10 protein-coding genes are annotated in these 14,687 nt (G+C 44.3%); 3 read left to right on the top strand and 7 right to left on the bottom strand.

Annotated elements, in window-relative coordinates; genetic code table 11:
- Nucleotides 1-41: 41 nt before the first annotated feature.
- The 4 genes from IE130_RS08780 to IE130_RS08765 all read right to left on the bottom strand — a co-directional run bounded on the left by IE130_RS08780 (nt 42) and on the right by IE130_RS08765 (nt 5,704).
- Nucleotides 42-1,763 carry a long-chain-fatty-acid--CoA ligase gene (locus tag IE130_RS08780; protein ID WP_189584693.1) on the bottom strand — a complete coding sequence of 574 codons (1,722 nt, stop codon included), beginning with the start codon at nt 1,761-1,763 and terminating at the stop codon, nt 42-44.
- A gap of 119 nt (nt 1,764-1,882) precedes the next feature.
- Entirely contained in the window at nt 1,883-3,085 is a 1,203-nt protein-coding gene (locus tag IE130_RS08775; protein WP_189584690.1) for a 3-oxoadipyl-CoA thiolase, read from the bottom strand.
- Between the two features lie 69 nt (nt 3,086-3,154).
- The gene (locus IE130_RS08770; RefSeq protein WP_189584687.1) at nt 3,155-4,768 is read right to left on the bottom strand and encodes a 3-hydroxyacyl-CoA dehydrogenase; all 1,614 of its coding nucleotides are present in this window, start codon (nt 4,766-4,768) and stop codon (nt 3,155-3,157) included.
- Nucleotides 4,769-4,927: 159 nt separating this feature from the next.
- Nucleotides 4,928-5,704: an enoyl-CoA hydratase gene (locus IE130_RS08765; RefSeq protein ID WP_189584685.1), complete on the bottom strand. Its 777-nt coding sequence runs from the start codon at nt 5,702-5,704 to the stop codon at nt 4,928-4,930.
- 315 nt (nt 5,705-6,019) lie between these two features.
- Between IE130_RS08765 and IE130_RS08760 the strand changes: the two genes are divergently transcribed.
- The 3 genes from IE130_RS08760 to IE130_RS08750 all read left to right on the top strand — a co-directional run bounded on the left by IE130_RS08760 (nt 6,020) and on the right by IE130_RS08750 (nt 9,647).
- On the top strand, nt 6,020-7,174 hold the full coding sequence (locus IE130_RS08760; RefSeq protein WP_101212061.1) for an acyl-CoA dehydrogenase family protein: 1,155 nt from the start codon (nt 6,020-6,022) through the stop codon (nt 7,172-7,174).
- Between the two features lie 147 nt (nt 7,175-7,321).
- Nucleotides 7,322-8,587: an MFS transporter gene (locus IE130_RS08755; RefSeq protein ID WP_189584682.1), complete on the top strand. Its 1,266-nt coding sequence runs from the start codon at nt 7,322-7,324 to the stop codon at nt 8,585-8,587.
- A 214-nt stretch (nt 8,588-8,801) separates the two neighbouring features.
- The gene (locus IE130_RS08750) at nt 8,802-9,647 is read left to right on the top strand and encodes an IclR family transcriptional regulator (RefSeq protein WP_010199717.1); all 846 of its coding nucleotides are present in this window, start codon (nt 8,802-8,804) and stop codon (nt 9,645-9,647) included.
- Between the two features lie 152 nt (nt 9,648-9,799).
- Here the strand turns inward: IE130_RS08750 and IE130_RS08745 are convergent, their stop codons facing one another.
- From IE130_RS08745 to dld, 3 genes are all read right to left on the bottom strand, one after another.
- Nucleotides 9,800-11,311: an aldehyde dehydrogenase family protein gene (locus tag IE130_RS08745; protein WP_227676176.1), complete on the bottom strand. Its 1,512-nt coding sequence runs from the start codon at nt 11,309-11,311 to the stop codon at nt 9,800-9,802.
- A gap of 152 nt (nt 11,312-11,463) precedes the next feature.
- The gene (locus tag IE130_RS08740; RefSeq protein ID WP_010199713.1) at nt 11,464-12,870 is read right to left on the bottom strand and encodes a YjiH family protein; all 1,407 of its coding nucleotides are present in this window, start codon (nt 12,868-12,870) and stop codon (nt 11,464-11,466) included.
- Complete coding sequence (gene dld / locus IE130_RS08735; protein WP_189584679.1) at nt 12,851-14,665, bottom strand: D-lactate dehydrogenase; 1,815 nt, start codon at nt 14,663-14,665, stop codon at nt 12,851-12,853. Before dld ends, IE130_RS08740 begins: the two co-directional genes overlap by 20 nt.
- Between the last annotated feature and the right edge of the window lie 22 nt (nt 14,666-14,687).

The raw sequence follows: 14,687 nt of genomic DNA, 5'->3' as shown, positions 1-14,687 counted from the left end.
TGTAATGAGTGTTTTCGACAATGTTTAACAAAAAAATTGGATTAAATGAGTTTTTCTGCGCACATTATCCGCATTCTTTTCTTGTCGAGCTTACCCACACTGGTTCTTGGCATTTCTGCTAAAAACTTGATTTCGCTTGGCACGCCATACTTTGGTAAATGGCCTTTCTCTACCGCTTGGTGACCTAAGGCTAAAATATCATCCGCTTTGGTATCGGTATATTCAGGTTTTAAAACCACTAACGCTAAAGGACATTCGCCCCATCTTTCATGTGGCACGCCAATGACGGCAACATCAGCGACGCTGGGATGGAAGGATAAAATAGTCTCGACCTCAAGCGAAGATACCCACTCACCACCAGACTTAATCACATCCTTAAGCCGATCCGTAATGCTTAGCGTGCCGTCAGAGGTAATACAAGCAATATCTTGGGTATGCATCCAGCCACCGCGCCATAACTCATTGCCAGCATCTGGGTTTTTAAAATAACTCTGGGTCAGCCAAGGCGCTCGAATTACAAGCTCCCCTGTCGATTCACCATCCATTGGTAGAGCTTTGCCGTTTTCATCCCAGATTTCCATTGAGACGAGCATAATTGGTGAGCCAGACAAACACCGATAATTGAGCTGCTCCTTCATCTCCATCGAGTCCGTTTTATCATCGAATACTGCTCTAGATAGCACAGGACAGGATTCTGACATCCCAAATCCAGACATAAACTCAATACCGCTTTCAATGGCTGCTTTGGCCAAACCTTCATTCAACTTTGAGCCACCGAGTAACAACTTCAGACCCTCAAACTTACGTCCTCGTGCTGCCATCTCTTTTAATAGCATCTGCAAAATTGCTGGAACGCCATGTGAAAGCGTGACTTTGTGCTGCTCAATTAAATCCACCAACGTGGGGGCTAGATAGCGCCCTGGATATACTTGCTTAAGCCCTATCATGGTTGCCCCATACGGCCAGCACCAAGCATGCACATGGAATAATGGCGTCATTGGCATGTACACATCATTGTAGCGCGCGCCTTGACCTTCGGCATTTAGCGCAGATGCTAACGTACTTGCCAGCGTCTGCAATACAATCTGTCGATGGGTAAAGAAAACCCCCTTTGGATCGCCCGTCGTGCCACTGGTATAAAATGTGGTGGCGATGGTATTTTCATCGAAATCTGGAAAATCAAACGCATCACTAGCCGCCGCTAGCATGGCTTCATATTCACCTTCGACATAATCTGGCATGCTAACTTGCTCAGTTTTTGTATCATTCTTTATATCGTCTCCGGCATACTTAGCATCATCAAAGCCAGTATCATCGAGCCAAACAATTTTCTCGATAGAAGGGGCTTCATGACGATAGTTTTTAGCCATTGGCTCAAATTCAGCATTTAGTAACAAGGCTTTGGGTTTGGCGTGGTTGATTGTATACAGCACTTTATCTTCAGCTAGGCGTACATTGACCGTTTGCAAAATCATGCCAGACATCGGCACAGCAAAATACGCTTCAAGGTAACGATGACTGTCCCAATCCATAACAGCAACCACATCACCTGCTTGCAAACCCATGTTTTTCAGTACGTTTGCCAAGCGATTAACGCGCTTAAAAAATTCAGCATACGTATAAGTGACCTTATTGGCATAACTAATGGTTTGATCCGTAGAAGCAATTTTTGCACGGTTTAGCAGCTGCTTGATAATCAAAGGAAAACCATACGCTTCTTGAGCTTGTTGGTAATCCTCATGTTGGTTAAGTATAGAAGTCATTATTGTCGTCCTTGATAATAAAATAGTATGGCGAGGGCATATAGTTGATTCAATTTAAAAGAAGGGCAAGGCAAGCGAGGTTAACGCTGTCACTCTTTTATAGTGGATTAACGCAAGAATTAAACTCGTTCTATCACCATGGCAAGCCCTTGCCCAATGCCAATGCATAAGCTGACCACTGCGTATTTTTCGCCCGTGCGCTGTAGCTCTCGTGCCGTACTTAATGCAAGTCTTGCACCTGATGCGCCCAGCGGGTGTCCAACGGCAATCGCACCGCCATTGGGGTTAACGCGCTTGTCATCAAAGTCAATTTCTAGACCTTTTAAGCAACCGAGTACTTGCGAGGCAAATGCTTCATTAATCTCGATAATGGACATATCATCAAGGGTCAAATCAGCACGTTTCAATGCCAGTTTGATGGCCTCAACAGGTCCTACGCCCATAATATTTGGCTCTACGCCCATCGCACCAGATGAGAGAATCTTTGCAATAGGCTTAAAACCTAACTTTTCCTCTGCCTGCTTTGAGCCAATAATTAAAGCCGCTGCGCCATCATTAATACCTGACGCATTACCTGCTGTGACCACACCTTCACTATTTAAAGGTTTAAGTTTTTGCAGTGCTTCCACAGTAGATGTGGCGCGAGGATGCTCATCTTCTGTTATCGATTTTTCTGGTAATTTTCTACCTTGCGACACCATAATTGGCGTTATTTCATCGTCAAAGAAACCCGCTTGTTTGGCGGTTTGATATTTAGCTTGTGAGGCTGCTGCGAATTTATCAGCTTGCTCGCGAGTGATACCATATTTGCGAGCGACGTTATCGCCCGTTTGCGGCATGCTGTCGCTGCCAAATTCTTTAGTCAAAAGAGGATTCGGGAAACGGCTGCCAATGGTCGTATCAAATACTTTAAATTCACGACTAAAAGGCGTTTCGGTCTTAGCAAACACAAAGGGCGCGCGGGTCATTGATTCAACGCCACCTGCTAAAAATATATCCCCTTCGTTACAAGTGATACTACGAGCGGCATCGATGACGGTAGACAGACCTGAGGCACATAAACGGTTGACAGTTTGACCGGGGGTTTTTACATCTAGTCCTGCTAGCAATGCGGCATTACGGGCAATATTGCGTGAATCTTCACCCGCTTGGTTGGTGTTACCGATTAGCACTTCGTCAAAAATATCGTTTGGTAATTGGTGCTTTTCGACCAAAGCTTTCATTACTGTCGCAATCATGTCATCAGGACGCACCGTGGCTAATGCACCACCATGGCGACCAAAAGGGCTTCTTAATCCGTCATAAATATAAGCGTCTAACATAACTGTTCCTTGTTGTGTTTTAAGGGTGTATTTGATTAAAATATAGGGTTTATTAAATTGGTCTAGCTCTTATCGTTGACAATTGCTCTGCTGAGTAAATAATGAGATGCCTAGCTTGGCGCGGCGTTGTAACCATGGGCTAGGACGATAACGCGGATCACCTGTTAACCCATAGATACGCTCCAAGATAAGCAAAATTCGCGCGGCACCAAGCTCATCTCCCCATGAGATAGGCCCATAGGGATAACCCAATCCAAGCTTGACGGCATTGTCGATATCCTTTGGTGTGGCAATGCCTTGCATCGCAATATCACAGCCTAAATTAATCACCATCGCCACGACTCGCTGCGCCACGAAACCCGTGCTTTCGGCAATTAGCGTGGCATCGACAGCAACCTCTGAATCCTCATCTGAGCTTTTACCGAGCTTATTATTTCTCCCAAATAGGGCATAAGCTTGCGCCACAAAATTATCCTCTGTAACGATACTTGGCATGAGAGTACGATGCTTGGATAAGTCAGTCAGCATATCAATGGCGACCGCTTGTTTAGGATTCACCTGATAGCGAATAGCCGCATTGGTGGTATCTTCGCCATAAATTGCCAGTAATATTAAACTGTCAGAATTTGGCTGATCATTATCGTCGATAGTAATGCCATTAGCGTTTAGATGATCAATCAGCTGTTTTTTATCTTCTGCTAAATCTGCGCCAATCCAAACTGAGAGGTTTGAGGTATCAGCATCAGCCTCTTTTTGAGAAAACCTATCTTTAGAAACCGATGCTTCAAACGATGACTGTTGATTTGTATTTGATGTCACTTTTTGACCGTCTATGTACTGGTAAAATCCTTCGCCAATTTTTCGACCAAGCTTGTTACCCGTTAGCATTTGACGGGTCAAGGGGTGCGGACGATAGCGAGGCTCAGAGTAATATTGGTTATAAATCGATTCCATGACCGGATGCGAGACATCGATACCAGTGAGATCAAGCAGCTCAAAAGGTCCCATCCGAAAGCCAGCGCCTTCACGTAAAATACGGTCGATGTCCTCGAAACTTGCAACGCCCTCACCTAATATTTTCAACGCTTCTGTACCGTAAGCTCTACCGCCATGATTGACGATAAACCCTGGGGTATCTTTTGCCACTACCCCTAAATGCCCCATACGTTTGGCTAGAGTTGTAAGCGTTTCTACTACTGAAAGTTTGGTAGAAATTCCCGGAATTACTTCAACGATTTTCATTAAGGGTACTGGATTAAAAAAGTGAAATCCTGCCACGCGCTCTGGGTGCTCGCAATCGGAGGCAATCGCTGTCACCGCTAGCGATGAGGTGTTGGTTGCCAAAATCGTCTCGGCAGGGACAAGGCTTTCTAGTTGCTTAAACAGCTGCTTTTTTATGTCTAAATTTTCAATGATTGCTTCAATAACGACATCTACCTTGGCAATTTTGGCTATATCTTCAATCACGGTTAGATTCGATAAAGTAGCTTGTAGCTGCTCATCGGTGAATTTGCCTTTAGCCGCTAGCTTCTCTAACATAGCTTGAAGCGATTGACGTCCCTGCTCAGCAGCGCCTCCTTTGGCATCAAATAACAGCACTTGAATGCCTGCTTGGGCGGCGATTTGAGCAATACCCATACCCATAATACCGGTGCCAACAATGGCCAATGATTTAACAGTCATAATAATCCTTTATATGGTCTTGTTAATTTATATGCTCTTATTGAATAGTCTCGTTTTCAAAGTATATGTGCTGTTTCTTTCTATGCTTTGAGAAATCTATGTTTCGGAAAGTCTATGCTTTGAGAAACCTATGTTTCGAAAAATCTATGCTTTGACAAGCTACTGACCTTTATAGTTCGCGTCACGCTTTTCCAAAAAGGCTTTCGCGCCTTCTTTTTGATCTTCGGTATCAAATAAAATTTGAAAGGCTTTACGCTCCAAAGCTAAGGCAGCTTGTAGCGGCATATCCACCCCAAGATTGGCGACTTCTTTAATTTGGGTTAAAGCAATAGGCGAATAACCTGCGAGTTGTTCAGCAATCTCGATGGCGCGATTAATAGTCGCCTCATCTTCGACCACTTCAGAGACCAGCCCCATTTGATCCGCTGCATCAGCACTTATCATGTCGCCTGTTAGTATCAGCTTCATGGCTTTATGTTTGCCAATCACGCGAAACAAACGCTGCGTGCCCCCTGCTCCGGGCATCAGTCCGATTTTGATTTCTGGTTGGCCAAACTTAGCAGACTTGCCAGCGACGATGATGTCGGCATGCATAGCAAGCTCACAGCCACCGCCAAGCGCATAGCCATTTACCGCTGCAATAATAGGCTTGCGACAATTGGTGATAGCATCCCAATAGCGTTCGCTATGACGTAAATACACATCGACTGTTTTGGCAGTTAAGAAATCATTAATGTCAGCACCGGCCGCAAACACCTTATCACCACCCGTCAGCACGATAGCTTTGGTCTTTGGGTCATCGTTTAATTTGATGAAAATCTCTGCCATTTTTTCGCGTAATTCAGTGTTTAAAGCATTGCGAACCTTGGGACGATTGAGTGTTATCAGGCTCACGCCATTGTCTAACGTTTCACAAATGATGATTTGCTCTTCCATGATGCTGTCCTTTAAGTAATGTCTTTAGGTAAACCGCCACCCTTAAAACAGACTAATAATTATGATTATTAATACCGCATAGCGATATTCAGTACCAATATATACTGTTTATTTTCTTTTGTGAAGAGTAAAAGCCAGTTAAATTGATAAATAAACAGACCGTTAATACCTCGTCTCTTTTATAAATACCGCATTGCGGTTTTTTAAACCAAAAGTATTGTAATCCAATAAATTATCGATTATGCTGTTTATTCAAATTAATTGTAAAGCCCTCATCAATCAATATTAGACGTCATCTAAACAAGGAAGAATCACATGATTAGAGATAAGGAAGTACTCGACCATATCGTCCAAACCATTCGTCAATTTGTGAATAACCAACTGATCCCAAAAGAAGACTGGGTGGCAGAAAATGACCGTCTGCCAGAAGAGATCATCAGTCAAATGCGTGAGTTAGGCCTATTTGGACTGACCATTCCCGAGGAATACGGCGGGCTTGGCGTTACGATGGAAGAAGAGGTCACATTGGCATTTGAGTTAGGGCGCACCTCACCTGCTTTTCGCTCATTAATAGGCACTAATAACGGTATTGGTTCCTCTGGCCTTGTCATCGATGGTACTGAAGCGCAAAAACAAAAATATCTACCAAGGCTCGCCAGTGGTGAAATTATTGGCTCATTTTGCTTGACCGAACCTGAGTCAGGCTCCGATGCTGCATCGCTGCGAACCACTGCAATCAAAGACGGCGATACTTACGTACTCAACGGCACCAAGCGTTATATCACCAATGCCCCTCAAGCCGGTATATTTACCGTCATGGCACGTACTGACCCTGAAAACAAAAGGTCTGGTGGTATTTCAGCATTCATCGTTGAGAGCGACACCCCTGGTATTACGCTTGGTAAAATCGACAAAAAAATGGGCCAAAAAGGCGCGCATACCTGTGATGTGATCTTTGACAATTGCGTCGTACCTGCTGATGCGTTGATCGGTGGTGTAGAAGGCGTAGGTTTTAAAACTGCCATGAAAGTGCTTGATAAAGGTCGCTTACATATTGCTGCAGCGAGTACCGGAGCAGCTACTCGCATGTTAGACGACGCGCTACGCTATGCCGTTGAACGTAAGCAGTTTGGTCAACCCATTGCCAATTTTCAGCTGATTCAAGCGATGCTTGCTGACTCAAAAGCAGAGATTTATGCGGCCAAATCGATGGTATTAGATGCTTCACGCCTGCGTGATGACGGCAAAGATGTCGTTACCGAGTCGTCATGTGCCAAGATGTTTGCCACCGAAATGTGTGGCCGTGTTGCTGATAGAGCGGTGCAAATCCACGGCGGGGCTGGCTATATTGCTGACTATGGCATTGAGCGTTTTTATCGTGATGTGCGCTTATATCGTTTGTATGAAGGCACGACCCAAATCCAGCAGATCATCATTGCCCGCAATATGATTAAAGAAGTTAGTGAGTAGTTGTCATTTATTTGAGTGCTATTTATTTGAATAGTAAAAGATATTCACACTATTAAAACGTATCGAGGTATTTGCTAGGACGCAGATACCTGACTTATGTCGCTATTACTATAAAATTTCTTTCTCACAACAATAAGGATATAAATTGTGAAAAGTGCCGCTATAACGTCAAATCCAAGCTCAGACTCTACCCAAAAGCAACCTTGGAAATTGGCCTTCTTTTTTTGTTTTCTAGTACTGTTATGTGATGGGGCTGATATTGGGATTCTCGCCTTTACCCTATCAAGTCTCAAGCTAGAGTTTGGATTGACCAACATACAAGCTGGCGCTTTGGGCAGTTGGTCATTATTTGGCATGGCCATCGGTGGATTTTTCGGTGGTTGGGCCTGTGATCGTTTTGGCCGAGTACGTGTTATCGTGATTGCGACAGCGCTCTTCTCCGTGCTATCTGGTTTTAGTGGCTTTGTGCAGAGCTATGAGCAGTTTATAGCATTACGGTTCACCGCGTGTTTGGGTCTGGGCAGTTTATATATTGCGACTAACACTCTGATGTCTGAAATGGTACCTACCAAACATCGAACGACGGTACTCGCAGCATTGATGACAGGTTTTACCTTAGGGTCTTTAGTGATCACGAGCATTTCAGCTTGGATTATTCCCGTCTATGGCTGGCGCACCTTATATCTCTTAACGTTCCTACCTATTATTCTCTCGATATCGATGTATTTTCTTATCCCTGAACCACAGTCTTGGAAAGAGGCTCGTGCCCTCAAACTTAGTGGCGCGAAAAACTCACTCACAAAACCTGAAAATCCTTATAAAGCCATATTTGAAAACCCCAAACATCGCATTATGTTCATTTTATGGTCGATGAGTTCAGGGCTGTTACTATTTGGCTATTTTGGCGTAAGTAACTGGCTGCCGTCCTATCTAGAAACTGAATTGGGTATCAAGTTTAAGGAGATGGCACTATATATGGCGGGTACTTACTTGACGATGATGTTTGCTAAAGTCGTGGCAGGTCTAGTGGCTGATAGAATTGGTCGCAAGATAGTATTTGCCTTCGGTACTATGGGCACAGCGCTATTTATTCCAGTGTTAGTCTATATGCATACCCCAGAAAACATCGGTTGGTTGATGATAACCTTTGGTTTCTTATACGGCATCCCTTATGCTATCAATGCCACCTACTTGACGGAAAGCTTTCCTACCGCTATTCGAGGTACGGCTATTGGCGGTGCATTCAATATCGGACGACTAGGCTCAGTTATTGCGCCGGTTGCCATTGGTTATATGGCCATGCAAAACTCTATTGGTGCAGGTTTGTTGCTTATGGCAGGCGCGTATTTCTTATGTGGCCTTATTCCAACGTTGTTCATCAAAGAACAGCAATATGATCCACAAAAGGCGTGATACTATTAAATACATATATACCGCATAGCGAGATATTTTATATTTATAATAGCTGATATTTATAATAGCTATGTTAATAGTTTCAATGTACATTAATAGAGTGTTATTAAAAGCAACAAACTACTATCAGCGTACAACTATTGGCTTGCAAGGTACTAAAAGTAGTGAATTTTATGCTATTTAAATTAACGTAATTGAGAGCAATAAATCTTATATGACAACTAATATCCTTGATGATGAAGACTCTAATAAATCAACACACATTGAGCTGTTAGAGCCGATTAGTGACATGAGAGATAAAAACGATAGGCAGTTTATTACCGCTTTGGCACGCGGCTTAGAGCTGCTGCGTTGTTTTACCCCGCAGCGTCCCTATTTGGGTAATCAAGACTTGAGTCAATTGACTGGGCTGCCTAAAGGGACGATCACGCGACTGACTTATACTTTAGTCAAGTTAGGATATCTAAAGCAATCGACCAACAGTAGTAAATATCAGCTTTCTGCCGGTGTGTTAGGGTTTGGCTATACGATGATGGCGAATATCTCTATCAACAATTTAGTCACCCCGTATATGGAAGAACTGGCAGATTATGCCAATAGTGCGGTCGCTATGGCAACCCGTGACCGCCTGAGGATGGTATATCTAAACGTCGTGCAAGGGTCTGGTACTACGACCATGCGACGTAATGTCGGCTCATACCTCCCCATTCATTTGAGCTCGATGGGACGCGCATGCTTAGCCAGTATGCCCGCTGCTGAGCAAGAATTTATCCTTGATGCCATTCGCAGTAAGTATAAAGATGATTGGTTAAAGATTAGACGCGGACTGGATAAAGCCTTTAGAGATTATGACGACTATGGGTATTGCTTCTCGATTAGTGAATGGCAAAAAGACGTCAACGCTGTCGCTACCGCCATCATGCATCCGACTGAGGGCTTACTGACTTTTAATTGCGGCGCACCCAGTTTTGTTCTTAGCCGTACTAAACTAGAAGAAGACATTGCCCCTCGGTTGCTTCATATGAAGAATAATATCGAAAGTAATATTTACATCAGCTAAAGTGGATGACCCATTAACGTGGCAAAAATTGAAAACTCAATCGTACTATTGTCGTTCATTATCTAAAGTTAATCGTTTTTGAAACCCCTTTAAATTTTAAAATTTAAAGGGGTTTTTATTTGATAGTTGAGAAAATCGAAATTTAGACATATTTAGTCAGATAACAATACATGCTTGCTCTTTTGGTAAGCGGACAGACCGCCCCCACCTAACTCACGGCCGATGCCGCTTTGCTTAAAGCCGCCCCACCCTGACTCAGGCAGCACGATTTGTTGTTCGTTGATCCAAATATGACCCGCTTCAATCTGTAATGCCATCGCCAATGCGACCTTTTCATCAGTACTGACAATGGTTGCCGCCAACGCATATTTGCTGTCGTTGGCCAAACTAATGGCTTCTGCATCGTCTTTGAAGGTTTTGCTAACCAATACTGGTCCGAACACTTCTTCGAGCCACAATTGGCTGGTTACAGGAACATCTATATAAACAGTGGGCGCGGCAAAATACCCTTGACTAGCTGATATTTCTCCACCAGTCAGGCAAGTAAGGTTTTCGGCAGTCGCAATATCACAGTATTTTTTTACTTGCTTAAGCTGTTGCTCGCTGACCATTGGACCCATCTGAGTGCTTGTATCAAAACCATCACCAACTTGCAGGCTTGCGGTTTTCACTTTCAACGCTTCAAATAAAGTCGGTGCGATATCTTGATGAACAAGCAATCTAGAGGTCGCTGAACATATTTGACCAGCATTGGTAAATACACCGCCAATGATAAGGTCACAAGCGTAGTCGATATCGGCATCCGCGCGCACCACAATGGCAGACTTGCCACCAAGCTCAAGACTGATGTCTTTGATGCTTTTTGCCGCTTGGGTCATTACCTTTTCCCCCACCACATTACTACCCGTAAAAGAGACTTTATCAATCAGCGGATGACTGGTCATGGCAGCACCAACTTCGGCAGCACCGGGCAAAATATTAACCACGCCTTTTGGCAGATCGATACTAGACAATATATTGCCCAGCATCAATTCTGGCAATAAGGTCACTTCAGAAGGCTTTAATACCACTGTGCAGCCTGCTGCTAGCGCTGGTGCCAACTTCCAAGAGGTCGTCACCATTGGAAAGTTCCAAGGTACAATCAATGCACACACGCCAACGGGCGCAAAAGTCTTTAGCAGACGAATGCCTGCTTCATTCGTGGGTACTTCCGACCACGTCTCTTGATCTGTTATCAGATTGGCATAATAGCGATAACAAGCGATGGCGTCACCGACGTCTATTTTTGCTTCTTCGATGGGCTTACCATTGTTTAAAACAGACAGCCCCACTAACTTATCAAATTGCTGCTCCATAGCGTCAGCAATCGCATGCAGATAATGCGCACGCACGCTTACTGGGGTTTGCGACCAATTTGCATAGGCAGCAGAGGCAGCATTAACCGCTGTTTCTACATGGGCACTGGTACATAAGCGCGTCATTGCTAACACCTCACCAGTGTTTGGGTCATATAAATTCTGCGTATCAGTGTCTTCGCTATCAACCGATGATGCTTCGATGGCAGTCCATTTACCATTAATATAGGCCGCATTTAATACCACTTCATTTTGCATTGTCTCTTTTGCAATTTGTCTGGTTATATCAGTAGCATTTGTCGTTTCCATGATGGTATGTCCTCTCTCATTGTTTATTCGTAGCGTATTTATTGATAATGATTACGGGTGATTGACACTACTGCCTACCTGCGCTGTCACTGGCATCAATCACCCGCTAAAAATCACTGTCGCTCATCTCACTTTTTCATTAGATCTTCTGACTAATACAAAAGATGCGCTACTGAGGTAATAATCACTAGGCTAATCAAAGTACGGAGGATGAAAATCATGAATAGCTCTAGAACATTAAGCTTAATGTTTGATTTCAAAATCAGCGCACCCACTTCAGACATATAAATAATCTGCGTAATAGAGCATGCCCCAACGATGAATCGTGTCATTTCACTCTCAATACTCTTACCGACCAACGCTGGTAAGTACATATCAGCAAAGCCCATAATCATGGCAGGCGCCGCTTCTGCCGCTTCTGGAATTTGTAGCAATTCAAGCAAAGGCACGAGAGGCGCAGATATCCAGTTAAATACTGGCGTGTACTCTGCCAGCCCTAGACCAATGGTGCCGATAGCAAAAATAACAGGAATCAGACCAAAGTAAATATCAAATAAATTCTTTAGGCTGTGTTTGAACACACTTGCCAGACTTGGCATAGAATACGCACGCGTCACAGCACGATTTAGCGCCCACTGCGGCATACTATACTGAGTAGGAATCTCTTCATCTAGCATACATTTGCCAGAATGATAGGTGTCCGCCTTTAGTGATAATGGCGGGATGCGTGGCATGATAATGGCTGCTATAAAACCAGTCAACGCGATGGTCAGATAAAAGAAGACAAAGTTGTTGTCTACGCCAATTGTTTTCGCTACGACATAAGTAAAAGCGATTGAGGTGACCGAAAAAGTTGTGGCAATAACCGCCGCTTCACGCTGGCTATAATAACTTTTGTCATACTCTTGCATGGTCACTAGCAAGCCGATAGAGGCCGCGCCAAACCAAGAAGACATCGCATCTACCGCTGAGCGTCCGGGTAGTTTAAATAGTTTGATAAAGACTTTGCTGGCTAATGTTCCCAAAAACTCCATCAAACCAAAATCTGTTAAGAACGGCAAGGATAAGATAGCGAAGAAAAATAAAGGAATCAAAATCGGAATCAAATCTTCAAAAATAACGCCGCCGGTATTACGGTTAATAATAAACTCGGGGCCTACTTGTAAAAAGATCATCCAGATAAATACTGCGCCTAAAAAACGGGCACCAAACCACAGCCACTCAACATCGAAGAGCTTCTTTATCATAGAGTCTTCGTGCAAGGTCGGTCGTAACAGCTTGACCGCGAGTGCGCCAACAAAAGAGATGGTAACGATCGCCAGTGCCACGTAAGCCACATAACCGCCTATCCAGCCTTGTAGTGCATCGGTCAATACGCCCAATAAAATAGTAACCTTGCCATCCCATTGAAAGGGAATGATAAATAGCGCGATACCAAGGGCTGAAAATAAGAGAAATTTCCACAATGACGCTCGCCATTGCTCGCCCTGTGGTGTTTTTGGATCGACAGCATTATTACCTAAGACTGGCTGCTGTGACTTACTGATATGACTCGTCATTTAATTCCTCCATGATAGGCGACGACCGCCAATTTTTCCATTTTGCTGTCTGACCAATGCCTGGGTTTAGCGAATTGGTCGGATCTAGTTTTTTATAAAAATTATGTAGTGCAGATTTTGCGGTATAGACATGTCCCACGTTGTGCTCAGCAGGGTACTCTATACGACGTCGATCATAAAACGCCAATAGCTCATCCTTGAATTTTTTTGCATCCACTTCAGGGTATAACAGATAGTCTTGGTGCATGACATGACAGAAAAAATGCCCCAGATAAAAGGTTTTACTTACCTGCTTTTGCAAGTCAGTAGGTAGCACCTCATCCCAATCTACGGCATTTCTTGGTAAGGCAATATCAGTCGCTAATAGCTCGCCAAACTTTGTGTGGTTAAGATTGTGATAACGAAAAATGGCAGCGGTTGCCGCACTGCGAAACACCAATAATGCTTGGGATTCTTCTGCTGTACAAAGATGTACGACGCCTTGATGATGCTGCATATGGGACTGTAGAAATGCTTGAGCGGCGGCAATATGCTGATTACTAGCCTTAGCACTGTCATTATCACTGTCACTGTCACTGTCACTGTCATTCGCGACTTTGATGATTAAATGATAACGATAGGAGCGTGCCTGCTCAGCCAAAGAGTCTGGCAATGATGGCGGCATAAAGGTCGATGCCATTTGTAGCACCCGATCTGGTAAAGTCTGAGGCAGTCGCCATTTATCCAAATAATAGCCAATCTTGGCTTGTAACCGATACAACGCGCCTATCTTACTGGCTGGCAGTTTGCGCATACTTAAACAAGTATCGCGGCCATAGCGCATGGTTATATCGTTATAGTCTTTGTGCATGTATTCTGCCAAAACAGGCAGGTTCAGCTCGCTTTTTAACCACTGCTGCCTGAGTGTGGTCAAGGTATCAACGTCATTGGTCGAGATATAGAATGTTTGCTCTTGCGCTGGTTTGGCAAATGTCGCGACTCGAACCGCAAAGACGATGACTTTTCCTGCTGAACCAGAGGCTTCATACAATCCATTAGGGTCATTGTTAAATCTGGCAGGTGTGTCTGCCTCGCAATCGCGCACTTTGTGTTGATAATGGTGGTTTGTACAGGACTTACTGTTGGCACTATGTGGATTTTTATTGAACGTGCCAGCTTGTAGGTTTCCAAGCATCTCTTCTGGATCGACACCTAAATCAATGCCTAAGTGATTGATTAATTCAAACTCACCCATAGCATTACGTTTGGCAAATAGTGACATCTCGGTATACGCCGGACCACGCTGCACCAACATACCGCCAGAGCTGTTGCAAATGCCACCAATCACCGAAGCACCAACACAACTAGAGCCCAGCACTGAATGCGGCTCACGCCCCAAAGGTGCAAGCTTGTATTCTAATTGCTGAAGGGTCGCCGCTGGCAAGGCAACAAGCTCTGCTGCGTCATTGAGCAGATGAACACCGCCCAATAGTTGCGTAGAAATAACAATGACTGGTCGATCATACTTCCCATACGGCGTGGAGCCTCCGGTCAACCCTGTGTTAGCAGCCTGAGCGATAATGATCACATCAGATGCTGCACAGAGGTTAATGACGCGCCATAGCGCCACAAGAGAATGAGGGGTTACCACTGCCAAGATAGCATCTGTGATAGCAGCAATCGCCCCTTGTATATACGACTGCTGCTGACTCGGCTTGGTCAATACATTGGGCGCGCCAGCAACGGCTGCTAAGTCTGCTAACAAACTCGCCTGCGACGCATTCCAACTATTAGACGAGTGGTTAGAATTTAGCATTGCAGACATTTTTCCTTGAGTC

The sequence above is a fragment of the Psychrobacter glaciei genome (assembly GCF_014652895.1).
Classification (GTDB): Bacteria; Pseudomonadota; Gammaproteobacteria; order Pseudomonadales; family Moraxellaceae; genus Psychrobacter; species Psychrobacter glaciei.
The sequence above is the reverse complement of the archived record's forward strand: the minus strand, read 5'-3'. Positions and strand labels throughout refer to the sequence as shown.

Excerpts from the sequence above, each read along its gene's own strand:
- IE130_RS08780 (WP_189584693.1), bottom strand. The coding sequence starts at position 1,763 with ATGACTTCTATACTTAACCAACATGAGGATTACCAACAAGCTCAAGAA.
- dld (WP_189584679.1), bottom strand. The coding sequence starts at position 14,665 with ATGCTAAATTCTAACCACTCGTCTAATAGTTGGAATGCGTCGCAGGCG.
- IE130_RS08775 (WP_189584690.1), bottom strand. The coding sequence starts at position 3,085 with ATGTTAGACGCTTATATTTATGACGGATTAAGAAGCCCTTTTGGTCGC.
- IE130_RS08765 (WP_189584685.1), bottom strand. The coding sequence starts at position 5,704 with ATGGAAGAGCAAATCATCATTTGTGAAACGTTAGACAATGGCGTGAGC.
- IE130_RS08740 (WP_010199713.1), bottom strand. The coding sequence starts at position 12,870 with ATGACGAGTCATATCAGTAAGTCACAGCAGCCAGTCTTAGGTAATAAT.
- IE130_RS08750 (WP_010199717.1), top strand. The coding sequence starts at position 8,802 with ATGACAACTAATATCCTTGATGATGAAGACTCTAATAAATCAACACAC.
- IE130_RS08745 (WP_227676176.1), bottom strand. The coding sequence starts at position 11,311 with ATGGAAACGACAAATGCTACTGATATAACCAGACAAATTGCAAAAGAG.
- IE130_RS08760 (WP_101212061.1), top strand. The coding sequence starts at position 6,020 with ATGATTAGAGATAAGGAAGTACTCGACCATATCGTCCAAACCATTCGT.
- IE130_RS08770 (WP_189584687.1), bottom strand. The coding sequence starts at position 4,768 with ATGACTGTTAAATCATTGGCCATTGTTGGCACCGGTATTATGGGTATG.